The sequence below is a fragment of the Pseudoalteromonas sp. BSi20652 genome, assembly GCF_000239855.1.
Lineage (GTDB): Bacteria > Pseudomonadota > Gammaproteobacteria > Enterobacterales > Alteromonadaceae > Pseudoalteromonas.
The window spans coordinates 1-14,549 of sequence record NZ_BADT01000114.1; the positions used below are offsets into that span (position 1 = coordinate 1).

The following is a 14,549-nucleotide window of genomic DNA, read 5'->3' on the forward strand; positions in this document are numbered from 1 at the left end:
AAAGTCACTAAAGCATGTACCGTAGATGCATATTTATATTATAAAAAGTAAATGATGAACTTGGTATTGCCAAAACAGCTAACCAGATGGGGTTTATATATACTCGATTAAAACAATATGATCAGGCTGCATTTTTTTATCAACTTACGATTGATCTACCTCAGGGGAAAGTAGATGAAAAGACTCTTGCTTCTGCCTTAAGAGAAATGGCGGTTATTAATTTTGAGTCTGGCGATTTTGTCTCTGCAATGGCGTTTGCACAAAAAGCTTATACAACATATAAAATAAAAACCTTAAGTCATATAGCTCTGTAACAGCACGAATTATTGCTAATATCTATAATGGTCAAGGCAATAAAAGTAAAGCTGTAGAGTACTATAATGAGTCTTTATCGTTAGCAAGAGAGACTGGCAATAAACTTTATGAAGTAAAATCCCTCATTGCTTTAGCTATTGCTTTGATTGGTAATAATACTGATGAGGCGGTTGACCTACTTAGAAAATCACTCGCCTTATCTACTCAAATGGATGACAAATTACATACTCTTTATGCGTATCGTGAAATGCGAATAGCAGAAAAGTTGCGAGGAAATATTGCTGAGTCATTAAACTATGCAGAAAAAGAAATAGCACTTAGCGAAATTATTCAAAACGAAAATGAAAAAAACGAAGTTGCACTCGAAAAAGCACATTTACATTCGTACAAAATGGAAATTGAGTTGGAGTCATTAAAAGAAAAAGAAAAACTTCATCAACTCGAACTTGCAAAGAAAAACAGTGAAATTGAAAGTTCAGGCCAAGCAAGGATTATTTCTGAACTCGAGCTTGACAAAAAATAAATACGCAAATATTGCGCTAGCGCTGTTATTAGCAATATGTTTGGGCAGTGTTTTATTAATCTACAGAGGTTTTGTTGTATTTAAAAAAACGCAGTAGCGAACTTGATCATTTAGCTTCAAGAGATCATTTAACTGATTGCTATAACCGTCGTGTTTTATTTGAGGTTTTAGAACGTGATTTTTCTCAATTAAAGAAAATGAATGAGTACAGTATTTTAATGGTCGATATTGATCATTTTAAAAGTATTAACGACACCTATGGACATTGTACGGGTGATTCTATTTTACGAGGTGTTGCTGGTATTTTGAATGATTTTGCTCGTCAAAATGATACTACTGCTCGTTTTGGCGGTGAAGAGTTTTGTATTATCCTACCAGAAACTTCTCAACTTCAGGCAATGAGCATTGCTGAGACTATGCGCACTAAAATAGAAAAGAGCACTTTTGATAATATTTTTGTCACGTGTAGTTTTGGCGTTACGTCTATCAAATTTAACGCAAAAACCCCTTTCGAATTAATAGAGCAAGCTGATCTAGCTCTCTACGAAGCTAAGTCTTTAGGGCGTAATAAAGTATCAATTTGGGATCAGTCGCTTGAAGAGTCTAGATTGATTTAGAAATACATCTACATATAGTTTGTTTGTATTTTGTGAGGACGTGTTGATTTTTGTGGATTTAAATTTGTTCAATCTAGGGGCGATTGAATTGCAGCGCGAGGTGTTTAACCTAGTGGGCTCAGTGAATGCTCCTACATTATCGGCTATGCCTTGCTTAAATACCAAATAGCCTACTGTGAATTCAACCACCAAAGAACAACACGCCCTAGTATTGAACTGAGTATAATAGAATGAAACTTTTACAATTTTATGAGTTACTTACATTTTAAAATAGTTTTTATTTATTTATCTTTTAAATATCAATATGTTAATTTTGGACTTGAAATTGCATTTCTAGTTAAATTAAAAAATAACAAAGGATTTAATTATGACTAACGTTGCACTTTCGGCCTACATGGCATTTTACTTCTATTTAATTATGTTGCTTGTACAGTGGGGTGTGGCTACGTTTAGCAAAGCGAAAGAGCCTAATGCTGTACCAGGTAAAATTGACGAGAATTTATCGCACGACAGCTTTATATTTAGAGCGCACAGAACATTTCATAATACGCTTGAAAACAGCGCATTATTTATAGGTACGGTGTTATTTGCGTTTGTAATTAATTATCAAAGCCCGATTTTTGCAATATGTATTTGGGTGTACTTAATTGCGCGTTTAATTCATATGGCGCTGTACTACGCTATAGCAACGGAGAAAAACCCAAGTCCACGTAGTTACTTCTTTTTAATTGGTGTGATTGCAAATGTGGTTATGCTGATAATGATAGGGTTAAGGCTAATCTCTTAATTTATAGATTTTATTTATAAATTATAAACAAAAAAGCGAGGAGCCTCTAAGGCATCTTCGCTTTTTTATTTAAAGTAGAAGCAGAATATAAACCACGTCTAAAGTAAGGTAATATTAATGGCTAATCGACGCCTATAAACCCGCCTGTTTGGTGTGTCCAAAGGGCTGCGTAAATCCCGCCTTTAGCGATTAGTTCTTCGTGAGTGCCTTGCTCAACTACGCCGCCATCATCAAGAACAATTAATCTATCCATTTGTGCAATGGTTGAGAGCCTATGCGCTATGGCGATGACTGTTTTGCCTGTCATTAAATCATCAAGACTTGCCTGAATTGCGGCTTCTACTTCTGAGTCGAGTGCGCTGGTGGCTTCGTCGAGTATAAGTATGGGTGCATTTTTAAGTAGTACGCGTGCAATAGCAATACGCTGGCGCTGACCGCCCGAAAGAGTAACCCCGCGTTCGCCCACTTGTGCATCAAAGCCTTTGTTGCCTTTGCTATCTACTAAGTCATTTATAAACTCAAGTGCTTTAGCTTGTTTGGTGGCGTTGATCATCTCAGCTTGGGTTGCATCCGGGCGACCGTACAAAATATTGTCTTTTACTGAGCGATGTAGCAAGGAGGTGTCTTGCGTTACCATCGCTATATAGCGGCGTAGGCTTTCTTGGCTAACGTCTGTGATGTTTTGCCCATCAATTTTTATTGTTCCTGAGTCAGTATCGTAAAATCGCAGTAACAAGTTAACAAGCGTTGATTTACCTGCACCTGAGCGACCAACTAAACCAATTTTTTCGCCAGGTTTAATATTTAAGTTTAAACCGTTCATTACTGGGCTGCGATTAGTCTCGTTTGCTGCTTTACCGTAGTTAAAGTGTACGTTGTTAAACTCAATGGCACCTTGGCTTACGTTAAGCGTATCGGCGTTTGGTTTATCGGCAACTTCAATAGGATTTGACAGTGTTTTCATGCCATCGGCTACGGTGCCAATGTTTTCAAATAAGCTGCTTATTTCCCACATGATCCACTGCGCCATACCGTTTAATCTAAGGGCTAAGCTAACAGCAACGGCAATGGCACCGGCGCTAATTGCACTAAGCGACCATAAATAAAGAGACACAGCGGTAACCGAAAAAACTAATAAATAATTTAAGCTTTGAATAACAAAGTTTAAGCTGGTTACTAAGCGCATTTGCTTGTACACAGGCTGTAAAAATACATCCATGCTTTGTTTTGCGTATTGCTCTTCACGTTGGGTATACGAAAATAATTTAATGGTAGAAATATTAGTGTAGCTATCAACAATACGACCGGTCATTTCTGAGCGCGCATCGGCTTGTGAGCTGGCAATTTTTTTAAGGCGCGGTACAAAGTAAAGCTGTACGCAGATGTATAAAGCTAACCAAACCAGTAACGGGATCATTAAGCGCCAATCGGCTTCGGCAACTAAAAATACCATAGAGCCAAAATAAACCACGATATACATTAATACATCGAGTAGTTTGGTCACTGTTTCGCGAACGGCTAAAGAGGTTTGCAGTACTTTAGTGGCTATTCTTCCTGCAAATTCATTTTGATAAAAACTCACACTTTGGCGTAGTAAATAACGATGCGCTAACCAGCGAATCGACATAGGATAATTGCCCAATAGGGCTTGGTGCAAAATAGCAGAATGAAAAAATACAACAACGGGCAATACTAATAACAGCATGACCGCCATTTTGATAAGTTCTGACTTTTGCTCTACAAACAAGGTTTCGGGAGTGTAAGCCGTTAACCAATCAACAAGTTGGCCCATGTAGCTAAATAAAGAAACCTCTAAAATAGCGAGCATGGCAGCGCTGATTGACATTAGCACCAACGACAATTCCATTCCTTTGGTGTAGTGACGGCAAAAAGCAAATAAAGTCGAAGGCGGCTGAGTGGGTTGGTCCTCAGGGAATGCTTTTGTCATTTTTTCAAATAATCGATACATTTTAAAAACTTAAATGGCAAATAATGACGAGTATCATACCATTTAAGTATTTTTAAATGCAGGTTTGTAAGGTATTAATTGTGAATATGCCAGAGCGTTATTAATATAAACTTATGTCTAAAAGAACACCAAAACACTTCACTTACTTTTATAGCATTGGGTTATTTAGGTTTGTACCTTCGCTCATGTATAAATCATCGTATTTTAGCCCACCATTCCCGTAAGGCTTTTTAATTGGGCCTGTATTACAGTTTGCTAAAAAGTATATAAGAGGTTGTTCGCGTTTCATTCTAAATTGTGCATTTTTATATACTAGAGTTTGCTTGCTAAATTCACCACCTTTTACGTAAACATCGTATTGCTGACCTTGCTCTGAGGCTGCTGCATTATTAACAACATACCATACGTCGTACCAGGTATTTGTTTGCAGTGGCTTGGCTGATTGTTTGGTAGTGTAGTTTTGAATGTTGCTATACCCGCTGTCGGTTTTAACCATTAAGGCGCCATCGTTCACAAGGCCGTTTGATTCTGTTTTATCGGTTACGCGAAGTGTAGGTTCAAACGCATCGTATGCATGTTTATTTATAAGCTCTGGAGTGAGGTTGCTTAATCCAAAAGCGTGGTTATTAGGAAAAGCAGCTACATTAATTCGCATATAAAATGTGTATGTTTGACCAACTTCAACCGCTTGTGGAAGTTTTGTATAAGAAAGCGCTTTACGATTTCCTACAATCCCCTCAGCTGCAGGCTTTTTTAGCAAATAATGATTTTTGGTTGCGTTTATTTTTTCTGTTTGTATAACCGTTATTTGTGGATTTTTAACCTGTGGTTTGGTTTCATTTTGGGTATCGACACTTTGCCACTTGCTAAGAGAGTTTTCAAAATTATCAATAAGCAGCCAATCGCTCGATGTGTTTTTAGAAATGGTTGAACACGATGCTAAAGTGCTTAACAAACATAAAGATAAAATGTGTTTAAAATGCATAATTGGCTCTCAGTAAGTTTATGTGTTTTTGGTTAACCAATTATCGTTTTGGCTATAACTTTAAAGTAAAGGTTATGTAACCAATTTAATGTTTTTATGTCAATCATTAAAATAATAGGTGTGGTTTGATAGAGCTTGAAAATGTAATATGGCCGTTGCATTTAATCAACTTGGCAAACTTTAGCTGAGTTTAAATTATTAGGACGTTTTATGTATACGGGTTCGTGTTTGTGCGGTGAGGTAAGCGTTGAAGTGTCGGGCAGTATAACTAGGGCGTGTTGATCTTTATGGATTGAAATTTGTTCAATCTAGGGGCGATTTAATCGCGGCGCAAGGTTTGTAACCTAGTGGGCTAAGTAAAAACCGAGCAACAAAGAGTCAATCGTCCCTAGAAAGAACCCAAAGGGCAGCGCATGTTTGGTCTTTATGCTACGTTATCGCCTATGTATGGGGAACAACCACATATCATAGGCTCTGCCTTGCCTAAATACCAAACACACTGCTGCAAATTCAACCACCAAAGAACAACACGCCCTACTATTATTCATTGTCATTGTTCACTGTGCAGAAAAAACAGCGGGACAGCATTTGCAACCAATGGCTTTGTAAATACAGATGAGTTTACAATAACTAGAGGGCAGGCACTACTTAGCGAGTATAGTTTTAAAGTAGGGCGCATACGCTATTTTTGTAAATGTTGCGGCTCGCCTGTTTACAGTAGCAACAGTGATGACAAAAGCAGAATACGAATTCGTTTAGGAATATTTGATAGCGAGATTGCTGAGCAGGTTTTATCGCATAATTTTGTTACGTCTAAAGCCAACTGGGAGCTGCTCGAAACAAGTTTACCGTGCTATGAAAAGCATGAACCTGGGCGGTAAAGCTTTTTATTCAATGTGGTAAATGCTGTTAATACTTTTATATAGGGTTGGTGCAAAGTTTATAAACACAGGTGAGTTTTGTATTTCATCAATGTTTATGTGCATTAGCGTATGCTGGCTTAACACAAGTACTATATTTTTGTATTCGTTAAATTCTACTAGCGCTAAGCATTTATAATGTTGCCTTAATAGTACTAATAGGCTTTGTAATTCTTGACCTGTTTGTGGGTTTAAATTAACAATTACTTGCGTGTTCTTTTCACTACAGCGCTTTAGATTTTGCCAAAAGCTATGGCTGGTTAAAAAGGGTTGATGATACTCTCCGCTAAAAATATCAATAATGATTACGTTAAACAGAGCTACGCATTGCTTAATATATAGCTCGGCACATTGTAAAAAAGTGCTGTGGCTATTTGGCAGGTTAAAATACTCTTTAGCAACATAGACAATACTAGGATTTATTTCTACCGTGTTAAATGTATTGATGGTGTTTATGTAAGGCGTATTACTTTGTAAGTGATACATAATTCGCTCAAACCCTGCAGTGCCCAAGCCTAAATTTAATATATTTAGTGTATCTACCGGTTTAAGTAAAAATAACATCATACACTGGTTTACAGGTACTATTACTTGCTCAGGGTGTATAAGGTTCATAACGCCTTGAATTGTTATGTCTTCATTGGTTTTTTGTGCAAGCGTTAACCACCGATATTCTTTATTTTGATACACGCATACGGGGCCGTATGCACTTTGCTGCGACTCAATAAGGTTACTTTTAATTGTATCTTCTTTTAGCTGACGCATAACTTAAACTATTAATATAAACACAATGACAGTGTGCCATGAAAAACAATTTTTTATCTATTATTATTCAACAAGGTTTGTAATTTAACCTCTAAATATAATATTGTATTAGCAATTAATTAGTTAGAAGTTATTCAAGGATTGAAAATGAGAACATTTATTTGCGCTGTTCATTTTGTGTGTGCTCAGTGGATGAAAAAATTAGACTCAAGAAATAAAAATACGGCCATAAATGCTGCAGCATTGTTAGCTATGATATCTACTGTATATAGTTTTCTTTTAGCTATGACGTTTGACATTCACTACTTAGATAAAATAATCAGTACTTTTAAGCAAAATCCTTTACTTGTTGGCGCTTTATTTTACGTAGTCGTCATTGGAATTATATTTTTAATTTTGGGTGATTTTAACGGTTATAGAAGTAGAGTTAGATCTTGTATAAATAAAGGGAGCTTTAAAAAATATATTTTAGGAATAAAGCTGTGGATGTTTGGGTTAATTCCTTTGACCGGTATTATGTTGATTGTCCGACTCAATTAATTCTTAAACGAATATTATAACTGCGCTTTAGCGTGCTCCTTTCTACATCTACCTCAAATGTATTGCCATAAAATCTTAGTTAAGTAATGGTTACACTATAATAATTAGGAGCTAATAAATGCTTAGAACACCTTTAAAAGTCACAACAACGTTACTCAAATTTACTGCAATTGCAGGCGCTTGCACACTTGCATTATCAGCACATGGTGAAACGCAATTACACTATACGGATCAGCAAAAGTTACACGATATAGCAAGTGAAGTGTCGGCTACCCGTATCGGTAGTGACATTCAAACGCTAGTGGATTTTGGTACTCGCCATACGCTTTCAGAGACTAAATCGGATACGCGAGGTATTGGTGCGGCTAGGCGTTGGATAAAAAAAGAATTTGAAAAAATATCTGTGCAGTGTGGTGGTTGTCTGGAAATTATTGAAGTAAAGGACACTATATCGGGCGAAAAACGCATTCCTAATCCTGTTGAAGTGGTTAACATAGTGGCTATTCAACGTGGGTCGAGCGAGCCGAATCGCATGGTAATGATGTCGGGTGATATAGATTCACGTGTAAGTGATGTTATGGACTTTACTAGCGACTCTCCTGGGGCAAATGATAACGCATCGGGCGTTGCAGGAGTAATAGAAGCAGCTCGTGTTTTAAGTAAATACAAATTTAATGGCTCTGTTGTGTATGCGGCGCTTTCGGGCGAAGAGCAAGGTTTGTTTGGCGGTAAAATATTAACGGCTTATGCACAAAAGCATAACTGGCAAGTTCATGGCGTTTTAAACAACGATATGATTGGCAATATTACCGGTATTAATGGGGTAACTAATAACACGACTGCACGTATATTTTCAGAAGGTACCCGTGTTGTAGAAACAAAAGAGCAAGCTAATACTCGGCGCTTTACAGGTGGTGAAGTCGATTCTGCGAGTCGTAATTTAGCTCGCTACATAGATACTATTGCTGACAGATACATTCCTAATTTAGATACAATGCTTGTATATCGATTAGATAGATTTGGCCGTGGTGGGCATCATCGTCCATTTAATGATGCAGGTTTTGCAGCGGTGCGTATTATGGAAACTAACGAGCACTACGATCGTCAGCATCAAGATTTACGCACTGAAAATGGTGTTGAGTATGGCGATACCATTGAAGGTGTTGATTTTGATTATACGGCTAAGTTAACTTCACTTAATGCGGTAACGATGGCGTCTATGGCGTGGGCACCCGCACCGGCAAAAGAAGTTAAAATAACGGGCGCTGTTACTGCTAATACTTCTTTTTCATGGGCAAAAAATGATGACGAGAACATTGCTGGATATAAAATTTATTGGCGTTATACGAGCGAGCCGCAATGGCAGTTTAGTAAATACGTGGGTAATGTTTCAAAATATACGCTTGAAAATGTAGTAATTGATAATTATTACTTTGGTGTAGCCTCTGTTAGTAAAGACGGTGTTGAGTCACCAGTGGTTTTTCCGGGTTGATGTCGGTTCGTTTGACCATAATATAAAATAGCGAGCTGTATGAAAAAAAAGCAGTCAGAGTCTTTAAAGTGCAAGCAGCCCGTTTAATGCTTGCACCTTATTTACTAAGACCTTACAGTGTTTAAAAAGAAGTAATAAGGTCACTATAATGGAACAACAACAAAAACAATTAACACCTGAAGAGCAAGCATTAGCTGAGCAACAACGAGTTGTATGGCAGCGTGAATGTTTTCAAAATGCGCAAAAGCATTTAGCCGAAAAGGGCATTATACCAAAGTCGGTTGTTGATAAAGATAGCCGGTTTTTGGCACCTCTTTGTGCAATGTGGAAATTTAAAGCCCAGAACGGTAAAACATATTGGGTAGTAACAGGGCGCTTACCTACAGATCATGCTGAAGTTAGTGCAGCTAAAGACGCTCGCGATGCAATGCGGTATTTTTCAATGCAGTGGCAATTAAAAGCGGATCAAATTATGAATACAGGCGCGCGCGACAAAACACAGGTAGATTTTGCTAACTTACTCATAAATAGAGCACATGGCTTGTACGAAATGTATGATAATGAACCACTGTGGGCTAATGAGTCTAAGTAAAACTTGAATTGAGTAACAACGTAAAGGGTAATAATTAATTATTACCCTTTTTAGTTTATAGATAAAAGTAAACGGCGTTGTATAAAAGTGTAAAGCAGGTTGCTACATACGCAGCCTAAAAAAACTCCCGCCTCTATAAATACATTTCCCTGTTTATACCTATTTCATAAAATGAGGGTTTATAAAATAAACTTGCATTACTACTCTTGGTTTATATCAAACCAAACTCCCTCGTTAATCAGTGTAGTAAAGGTTTGAGTAAAAACTAAACTCGGATTTGTTAAATTTAATGCTGAACTTTCAAACTCAGTATGATCGGTAAGTAGTTTTACCGCCGCTAAGTCGGTTAACGGCATAGCGTAATTTTCGCCATTTACACTTAGTAAAACTTCGGTATCGAGTTGCTGATAAATAGCGCGAGTGCCACCTAAGCGTTCAAACACTGCTTCTTTATTACTTAAATCATCGCTTATTTGCTCTGACGTAAATGGAGGCTCTACTGGCGCTAAATCCATTTCATGTTTGGGCTGACTAAGCGTTGAGCCTAACCATTGTTTAAATAAATCGTCATTTTCTAAAAGTGCTGCCATCAGTGTTTTAACTTTATCAACTTCAAGGTTTGTCAGTTCACCCTTTGATTTTCTTAATGTGATGTTGTGATCGGTATAACGTTTTTGGCCGCTTTCGGTATCAATAATATGATCGGCAAAGCTCGATAATAAATCTTGTTGATTTGGCGCTCTAAAACCAACTGAATAATTTAGTGCATTTTCTACAGCATAACCTTCGTGAGGGCACCCCGGTGGAATATATAAAATATCGCCAGGCTCTAATATGCAATCTATTACGGCTTCAAATGCTTCTACTTGCAGTAATTTTTTGTTTTGAGCAAACTGCTTAAGTGTTGGATCGGGTAGGCCTACACGCCAATGACGTTTGCCTTCGCCTTGAATAATAAATACGTCGTATTGGTCTAAATGCGGCCCAACACCACCATTAGGCGTTGAATAGCTGATCATTAAATCATCTATGCGCCAGTTGGGAATAAACCTAAATGGTTCTAGTAGTTGTGCAGCCTCGCTATGCCAGTGATCAACTGCTTGCACGAGTAAAGTAGAGTGATCGTCTGTTAACTGCTCAAAGTCTTCAAATGGTCCTTGGTGCGTTTGCCAATCATTTTTATGATTGGTGATAATACGTGACTCTATGCTTTCTTCCATTGCGAGACCGGCAAGTTCATTAGCATCAAGCGGGTCTTGAAAATTAGCAAAACCTTGTTTGATTAAAAGCGGCTTTTTTTGCCAAAAATGGCTTAAAAACTCTTGCTCAGACAAATTATTTATTTTTAATTGATACATACATTATGCCTACTAGTTAGTGCAATGGGGTTAAAACAAAAAAAGCGAAAGGATGATCCTTTCGCTTTTTAAAAGAGCAATTTAGTTTTTAAACTAAATCATCAATAAACTCAACAGCACGACCAATGTAATTAGCAGGTGTTAGTTTTTCATTTCTACTTTAGCGTCTTCAGGAAGGTCTAAACCATCGATAAAGTCAGCCATTATTTCTTTGTTCACACGTTTACCGCGTGTTAAGTCTTTAAGTTTTTCGTATGGCTTTTCAATGCCATATTTACGCATAACTGTTTGAATCGGCTCGGCAAGTAATTCCCAGTTTTGATCAAGCTCGTCAGCTAAACGTTGCTCGTTTACTTCTAGCTTACTTACACCTTTAAGTGTTGATTGGTATGCAATAATTGCATAACCCATACCTACACCTAGGTTACGTAATACCGTTGAATCAGTAAGGTCACGCTGCCAGCGAGATACTGGTAATTTTTGTGCAAGATGAGCAAAAATTGCGTTTGCTAAGCCTAAGTTACCTTCTGAGTTTTCAAAATCAATAGGGTTAACTTTATGTGGCATTGTAGATGAGCCAATTTCGCCAGCAATTGTTTTTTGCTTAAAGTGATTTAGGGCTATGTAACCCCACATGTCACGATCAAAATCGAGCAAAATAGTGTTAAAACGTGCAATTGCGTCAAACAACTCAGCAATGTAGTCATGCGGTTCAATTTGTGTAGTAAATGGGTTTAGTGTTAAACCTAAGCTTGATACAAATTTATCCGCATGTGTATGCCAGTCGTAATCTGGGTATGCGCTAAGGTGAGCGTTGTAGTTACCAACAGCACCGTTAACTTTACCTAGCATCTCTACTTGTGCAATTTGCCCGCGTTGACGTTTTAAACGCATGTATACGTTAGCAAATTCTTTACCCATTGTTGATGGTGTAGCAGGTTGCCCGTGCGTACGAGTCATCATTGGGATTGCTTTGTACTCAATCGCTTTAGCTTTTATTGCGCTTAAAAGTTCATCGCAATAAGGAAGTAAAACGTTTTTACGTGCTTCGCTAAGCATTAAACCATGAGATAGATTGTTAATATCTTCTGAAGTACAAGCAAAGTGAATGAATTCGTTTATTGCATGAAGTTCACTGTTATCGGCTACTTTTTCTTTTAGTAAGTATTCAACCGCTTTAACATCGTGATTTGTAGTGCGTTCAATATCTTTAACGCGCTGTGCATCAGCTTCGCTGAAGTTATCTACAATAGCGTTTAGAAGTGCATTAGCTTGTTCGCTAAATGCAGGCACTTCTTTAATATCGCTTGCTGCAGCTAACGCTTGCAACCAACGCACTTCAACAATTACGCGGTATTTAATTAAGCCAAATTCGCTGAAAATACTGCGTAGTTCAGTGGTTTTGCTGCCGTAGCGACCATCCACTGGAGAGATAGCCGTTAACGCTGAAAGCTCCATAATAACTCCTAAATTTTAGTTTGAACGATAGTTAAATTTTTGATTTAGCAATGGCGAGTATTTTTCTTTTTGCAAAGAAAAAATGACGGCGTTTACCGCCCATTTGTCGCCATAATACTGCACTTCTAATACCGGCTAATAATAACGCACGGATTTTATTTTGAGTGAGCTGCTGTTTTAGTAACTCGGGTTTACCATAAACCTGTATTCGGTGCCCAAGGGGGCTCAGCACCGACGAGTATATATCTGCTAAGCCGGCGACAACGGTGTCGTCGGTAATCGCAAAGTGGTCTAAACGACGATGAATATCATCAATTCGTTTACCTAATTCGTTTAAGCTTTTGTCGTTTGCGCTGAGTGCGCGCTCAAGCTGCATTAAACCACCAACGTATTTTACTATTTCAACATCTTTTTGAGCGCCAGCGGTTAGCTGCGCCATTAATGTTTTGTAGCCGTCACGTAAGTTGTTAGTACCTTGGTAAACATCTTCTGGCGATGCCGGCGATGTTTGAATAATACTTGAAAGTAAGATTTTTAAGTCGTGTTCGTTGCTGCTGCCGTACTGGGCAATTTTTTGAACTTGTTTAGCAACCTGGCACATGGCGGCAAGCGCCATGACTTGGTGTTCGTTCATTACTTAATCACCGAGTCAATAATACCACCACCTAAACACACATCTTTTGCGTAAAATACGGCAGATTGACCAGGCGTCACTGCTTTTTGTGGCTCGTCGAATAACACGCGTGCCATGCCGTCTTCACCTACAAGTAGGGTACAGCTTAAGTCTTCTTGGCGGTAACGTGTTTTAACTGTGCAGCGAGTTGTGCCTTTAGGGCCAATACGGTCTACCCAATGAAGTTGGTTTGCATTAAGACCATTACTGTATAGGCGAGGGTGATCTTTACCTTGGCCCACAATAAGTACATTTCGCTCAAGGTCTTTATCTACTACGTACCATGGTTCACCAGAACCTTCTTTCATACCACCAATTAACAAGCCTTTGCGTTGTCCAAGTGTGTGGTACATTAAGCCTTCGTGTTCGCCTACGTTATTACCGTCTGTGTCTTCGATAACGCCAGGTTGTGCTGGTAAGAACTTTTGTAAAAAGTCTTTAAATTTACGCTCACCAATAAAGCAAATACCTGTACTGTCTTTTTTATCGTGAGTGATTAGGTCTTGTTCTTCTGCTATGCGGCGTACTTCTGGTTTTTCGATATCGCCTACAGGGAATAACGTTTGGCCAATATGTTCATGGCTTAGAGTATATAAGAAGTAGCTTTGATCTTTATTGTTATCAAGTCCGCGACACATTACGTATTTGTCATCGCGAAGCTCACGGCGAACATAGTGACCGGTTGCAATAAAGTCAGCACCGAGTGCTTGTGCTGCAAATTCCAAAAAGGCTTTAAATTTAATTTCTTTGTTACACATAATATCAGGGTTAGGTGTACGGCCGGCTTTGTACTCTGCTAAAAAGTACTCAAATACATTGTCCCAATATTCTGCTGCAAAGTTAACAGTGTGAAGCTCAATGCCTAATTTATCACAGACCGCTTGCGCATCTTTTAAATCATCAGCAGCGGCACAGTACTCATCATTGTCGTCTTCTTCCCAGTTCTTCATAAACAGGCCTTCTACTTGGTAGCCCTGTTGTTGTAATAAATATGCAGATACAGAAGAATCAACACCGCCGGACATGCCAACAATGACTTTAATGTGACTATTTTCGCTCATGAATAATTTCGCTTATACAGATTGCTGTTAACTTGGAAAGGCCGCGATTATAGCATGTATTTTGTTTGTGCTTAAAGAGACTAAGGACGCAAACAACATAATTAGTGGGTATTTTATTGATATAACAAATAGCAAAGTTATCTTAAACCAGTGTTGGGCATTAAGATGATATACCTAGTTCTAACGGTGTAATTTTAATAACAGATTTAATAACAGAAAAAATCATGAGATATTTAAACATTATTAATAGTAATTCCTTTAAAAAGTACTAGATTGAATATAGAATAATTAATAGTAAAGGTTGAATGGTCCGGGAACCATCAATATTGCTTTAATATAGTCAATGGAATGAATATATGAATAATGCTTACAAAATAAATAAGATCAGATCGTTAGTTGAACATCACAAAAGCCAAATTGCCCCTGCTTCAGACTCTTTATTAACAAGTAAGTCTTTAGATTTAAAAAAGTCAGCTTATCGTTTGTTTTATGAG

The 14,549-nt window shown here is 37.9% G+C and carries 13 protein-coding genes and 2 pseudogenes; 8 read left to right on the forward strand and 7 right to left on the reverse strand.

Annotated elements, in window-relative coordinates; genetic code table 11:
- Positions 1 to 86 precede the first annotated feature (86 nt).
- The 4 genes from P20652_RS20965 (at position 87) to P20652_RS08295 (ending at position 2,242) form a co-directional block, all read left to right on the forward strand.
- Positions 87 to 314 carry a hypothetical protein gene (locus P20652_RS20965; protein WP_008169157.1) on the forward strand — a complete coding sequence of 76 codons (228 nt, stop codon included), beginning with the start codon at positions 87 to 89 and terminating at the stop codon, positions 312 to 314.
- Between the two features lie 20 nt (positions 315 to 334).
- Positions 335 to 838, forward strand: a complete 504-nt coding sequence (locus P20652_RS20970; protein WP_237707124.1) for a tetratricopeptide repeat protein — start codon at positions 335 to 337, stop codon at positions 836 to 838.
- A 74-nt stretch (positions 839 to 912) separates the two neighbouring features.
- Positions 913 to 1,455: a GGDEF domain-containing protein gene (locus tag P20652_RS20975; protein WP_008169161.1), complete on the forward strand. Its 543-nt coding sequence runs from the start codon at positions 913 to 915 to the stop codon at positions 1,453 to 1,455.
- A 367-nt stretch (positions 1,456 to 1,822) separates the two neighbouring features.
- Positions 1,823 to 2,242: an MAPEG family protein gene (locus P20652_RS08295; RefSeq protein ID WP_008169165.1), complete on the forward strand. Its 420-nt coding sequence runs from the start codon at positions 1,823 to 1,825 to the stop codon at positions 2,240 to 2,242.
- 121 nt (positions 2,243 to 2,363) lie between these two features.
- Here P20652_RS08295 and P20652_RS08290 read toward each other — a convergent pair whose 3' ends face one another.
- Together P20652_RS08290 and P20652_RS08285 are read right to left on the reverse strand one after the other, a co-directional pair.
- The gene (locus P20652_RS08290) at positions 2,364 to 4,211 is read right to left on the reverse strand and encodes an ABC transporter ATP-binding protein (protein ID WP_033017524.1); all 1,848 of its coding nucleotides are present in this window, start codon (positions 4,209 to 4,211) and stop codon (positions 2,364 to 2,366) included.
- Between the two features lie 148 nt (positions 4,212 to 4,359).
- The gene (locus tag P20652_RS08285; protein WP_008169169.1) at positions 4,360 to 5,196 is read right to left on the reverse strand and encodes a hypothetical protein; all 837 of its coding nucleotides are present in this window, start codon (positions 5,194 to 5,196) and stop codon (positions 4,360 to 4,362) included.
- Positions 5,197 to 5,609: 413 nt separating this feature from the next.
- Between P20652_RS08285 and P20652_RS08280 the strand changes: the two genes are divergently transcribed.
- The gene (locus P20652_RS08280) at positions 5,610 to 6,077 is read left to right on the forward strand and encodes a GFA family protein (RefSeq protein ID WP_008169171.1); all 468 of its coding nucleotides are present in this window, start codon (positions 5,610 to 5,612) and stop codon (positions 6,075 to 6,077) included.
- 6 nt (positions 6,078 to 6,083) lie between these two features.
- On the opposite strand, the gene P20652_RS08275 is transcribed toward P20652_RS08280, so the two are convergent.
- Positions 6,084 to 6,881: a hypothetical protein gene (locus tag P20652_RS08275; RefSeq protein WP_008169173.1), complete on the reverse strand. Its 798-nt coding sequence runs from the start codon at positions 6,879 to 6,881 to the stop codon at positions 6,084 to 6,086.
- Between the two features lie 147 nt (positions 6,882 to 7,028).
- Here P20652_RS08275 and P20652_RS08270 point away from each other — a divergent pair, with 147 nt between their 5' ends.
- The 3 genes and pseudogenes from P20652_RS08270 (at position 7,029) to P20652_RS08260 (ending at position 9,505) form a co-directional block, all read left to right on the forward strand.
- Complete coding sequence (locus tag P20652_RS08270; RefSeq protein WP_008169175.1) at positions 7,029 to 7,421, forward strand: hypothetical protein; 393 nt, start codon at positions 7,029 to 7,031, stop codon at positions 7,419 to 7,421.
- Positions 7,422 to 7,539: 118 nt separating this feature from the next.
- Positions 7,540 to 8,944, forward strand: a pseudogene (locus tag P20652_RS08265) (M28 family peptidase).
- A gap of 117 nt (positions 8,945 to 9,061) precedes the next feature.
- Positions 9,062 to 9,505: a DUF4826 family protein gene (locus tag P20652_RS08260; RefSeq protein ID WP_008169178.1), complete on the forward strand. Its 444-nt coding sequence runs from the start codon at positions 9,062 to 9,064 to the stop codon at positions 9,503 to 9,505.
- Positions 9,506 to 9,705: 200 nt separating this feature from the next.
- On the opposite strand, the gene P20652_RS08255 is transcribed toward P20652_RS08260, so the two are convergent.
- The 4 genes and pseudogenes from P20652_RS08255 to mnmA all read right to left on the reverse strand — a co-directional run bounded on the left by P20652_RS08255 (position 9,706) and on the right by mnmA (position 14,055).
- Entirely contained in the window at positions 9,706 to 10,863 is a 1,158-nt protein-coding gene (locus P20652_RS08255) for a cupin domain-containing protein (RefSeq protein ID WP_008169180.1), read from the reverse strand.
- Between the two features lie 88 nt (positions 10,864 to 10,951).
- Positions 10,952 to 12,321 (reverse strand): annotated as a pseudogene (purB, locus tag P20652_RS08250) (adenylosuccinate lyase).
- A gap of 31 nt (positions 12,322 to 12,352) precedes the next feature.
- Positions 12,353 to 12,955: a high frequency lysogenization protein HflD gene (gene hflD, locus P20652_RS08245; RefSeq protein ID WP_008169184.1), complete on the reverse strand. Its 603-nt coding sequence runs from the start codon at positions 12,953 to 12,955 to the stop codon at positions 12,353 to 12,355.
- Positions 12,955 to 14,055, reverse strand: coding sequence for a tRNA 2-thiouridine(34) synthase MnmA (mnmA, locus tag P20652_RS08240; protein ID WP_008169185.1), 1,101 nt, complete (start codon positions 14,053 to 14,055; stop codon positions 12,955 to 12,957). The genes hflD and mnmA overlap by 1 nt, the downstream gene beginning before the upstream one ends.
- Between the last annotated feature and the right edge of the window lie 494 nt (positions 14,056 to 14,549).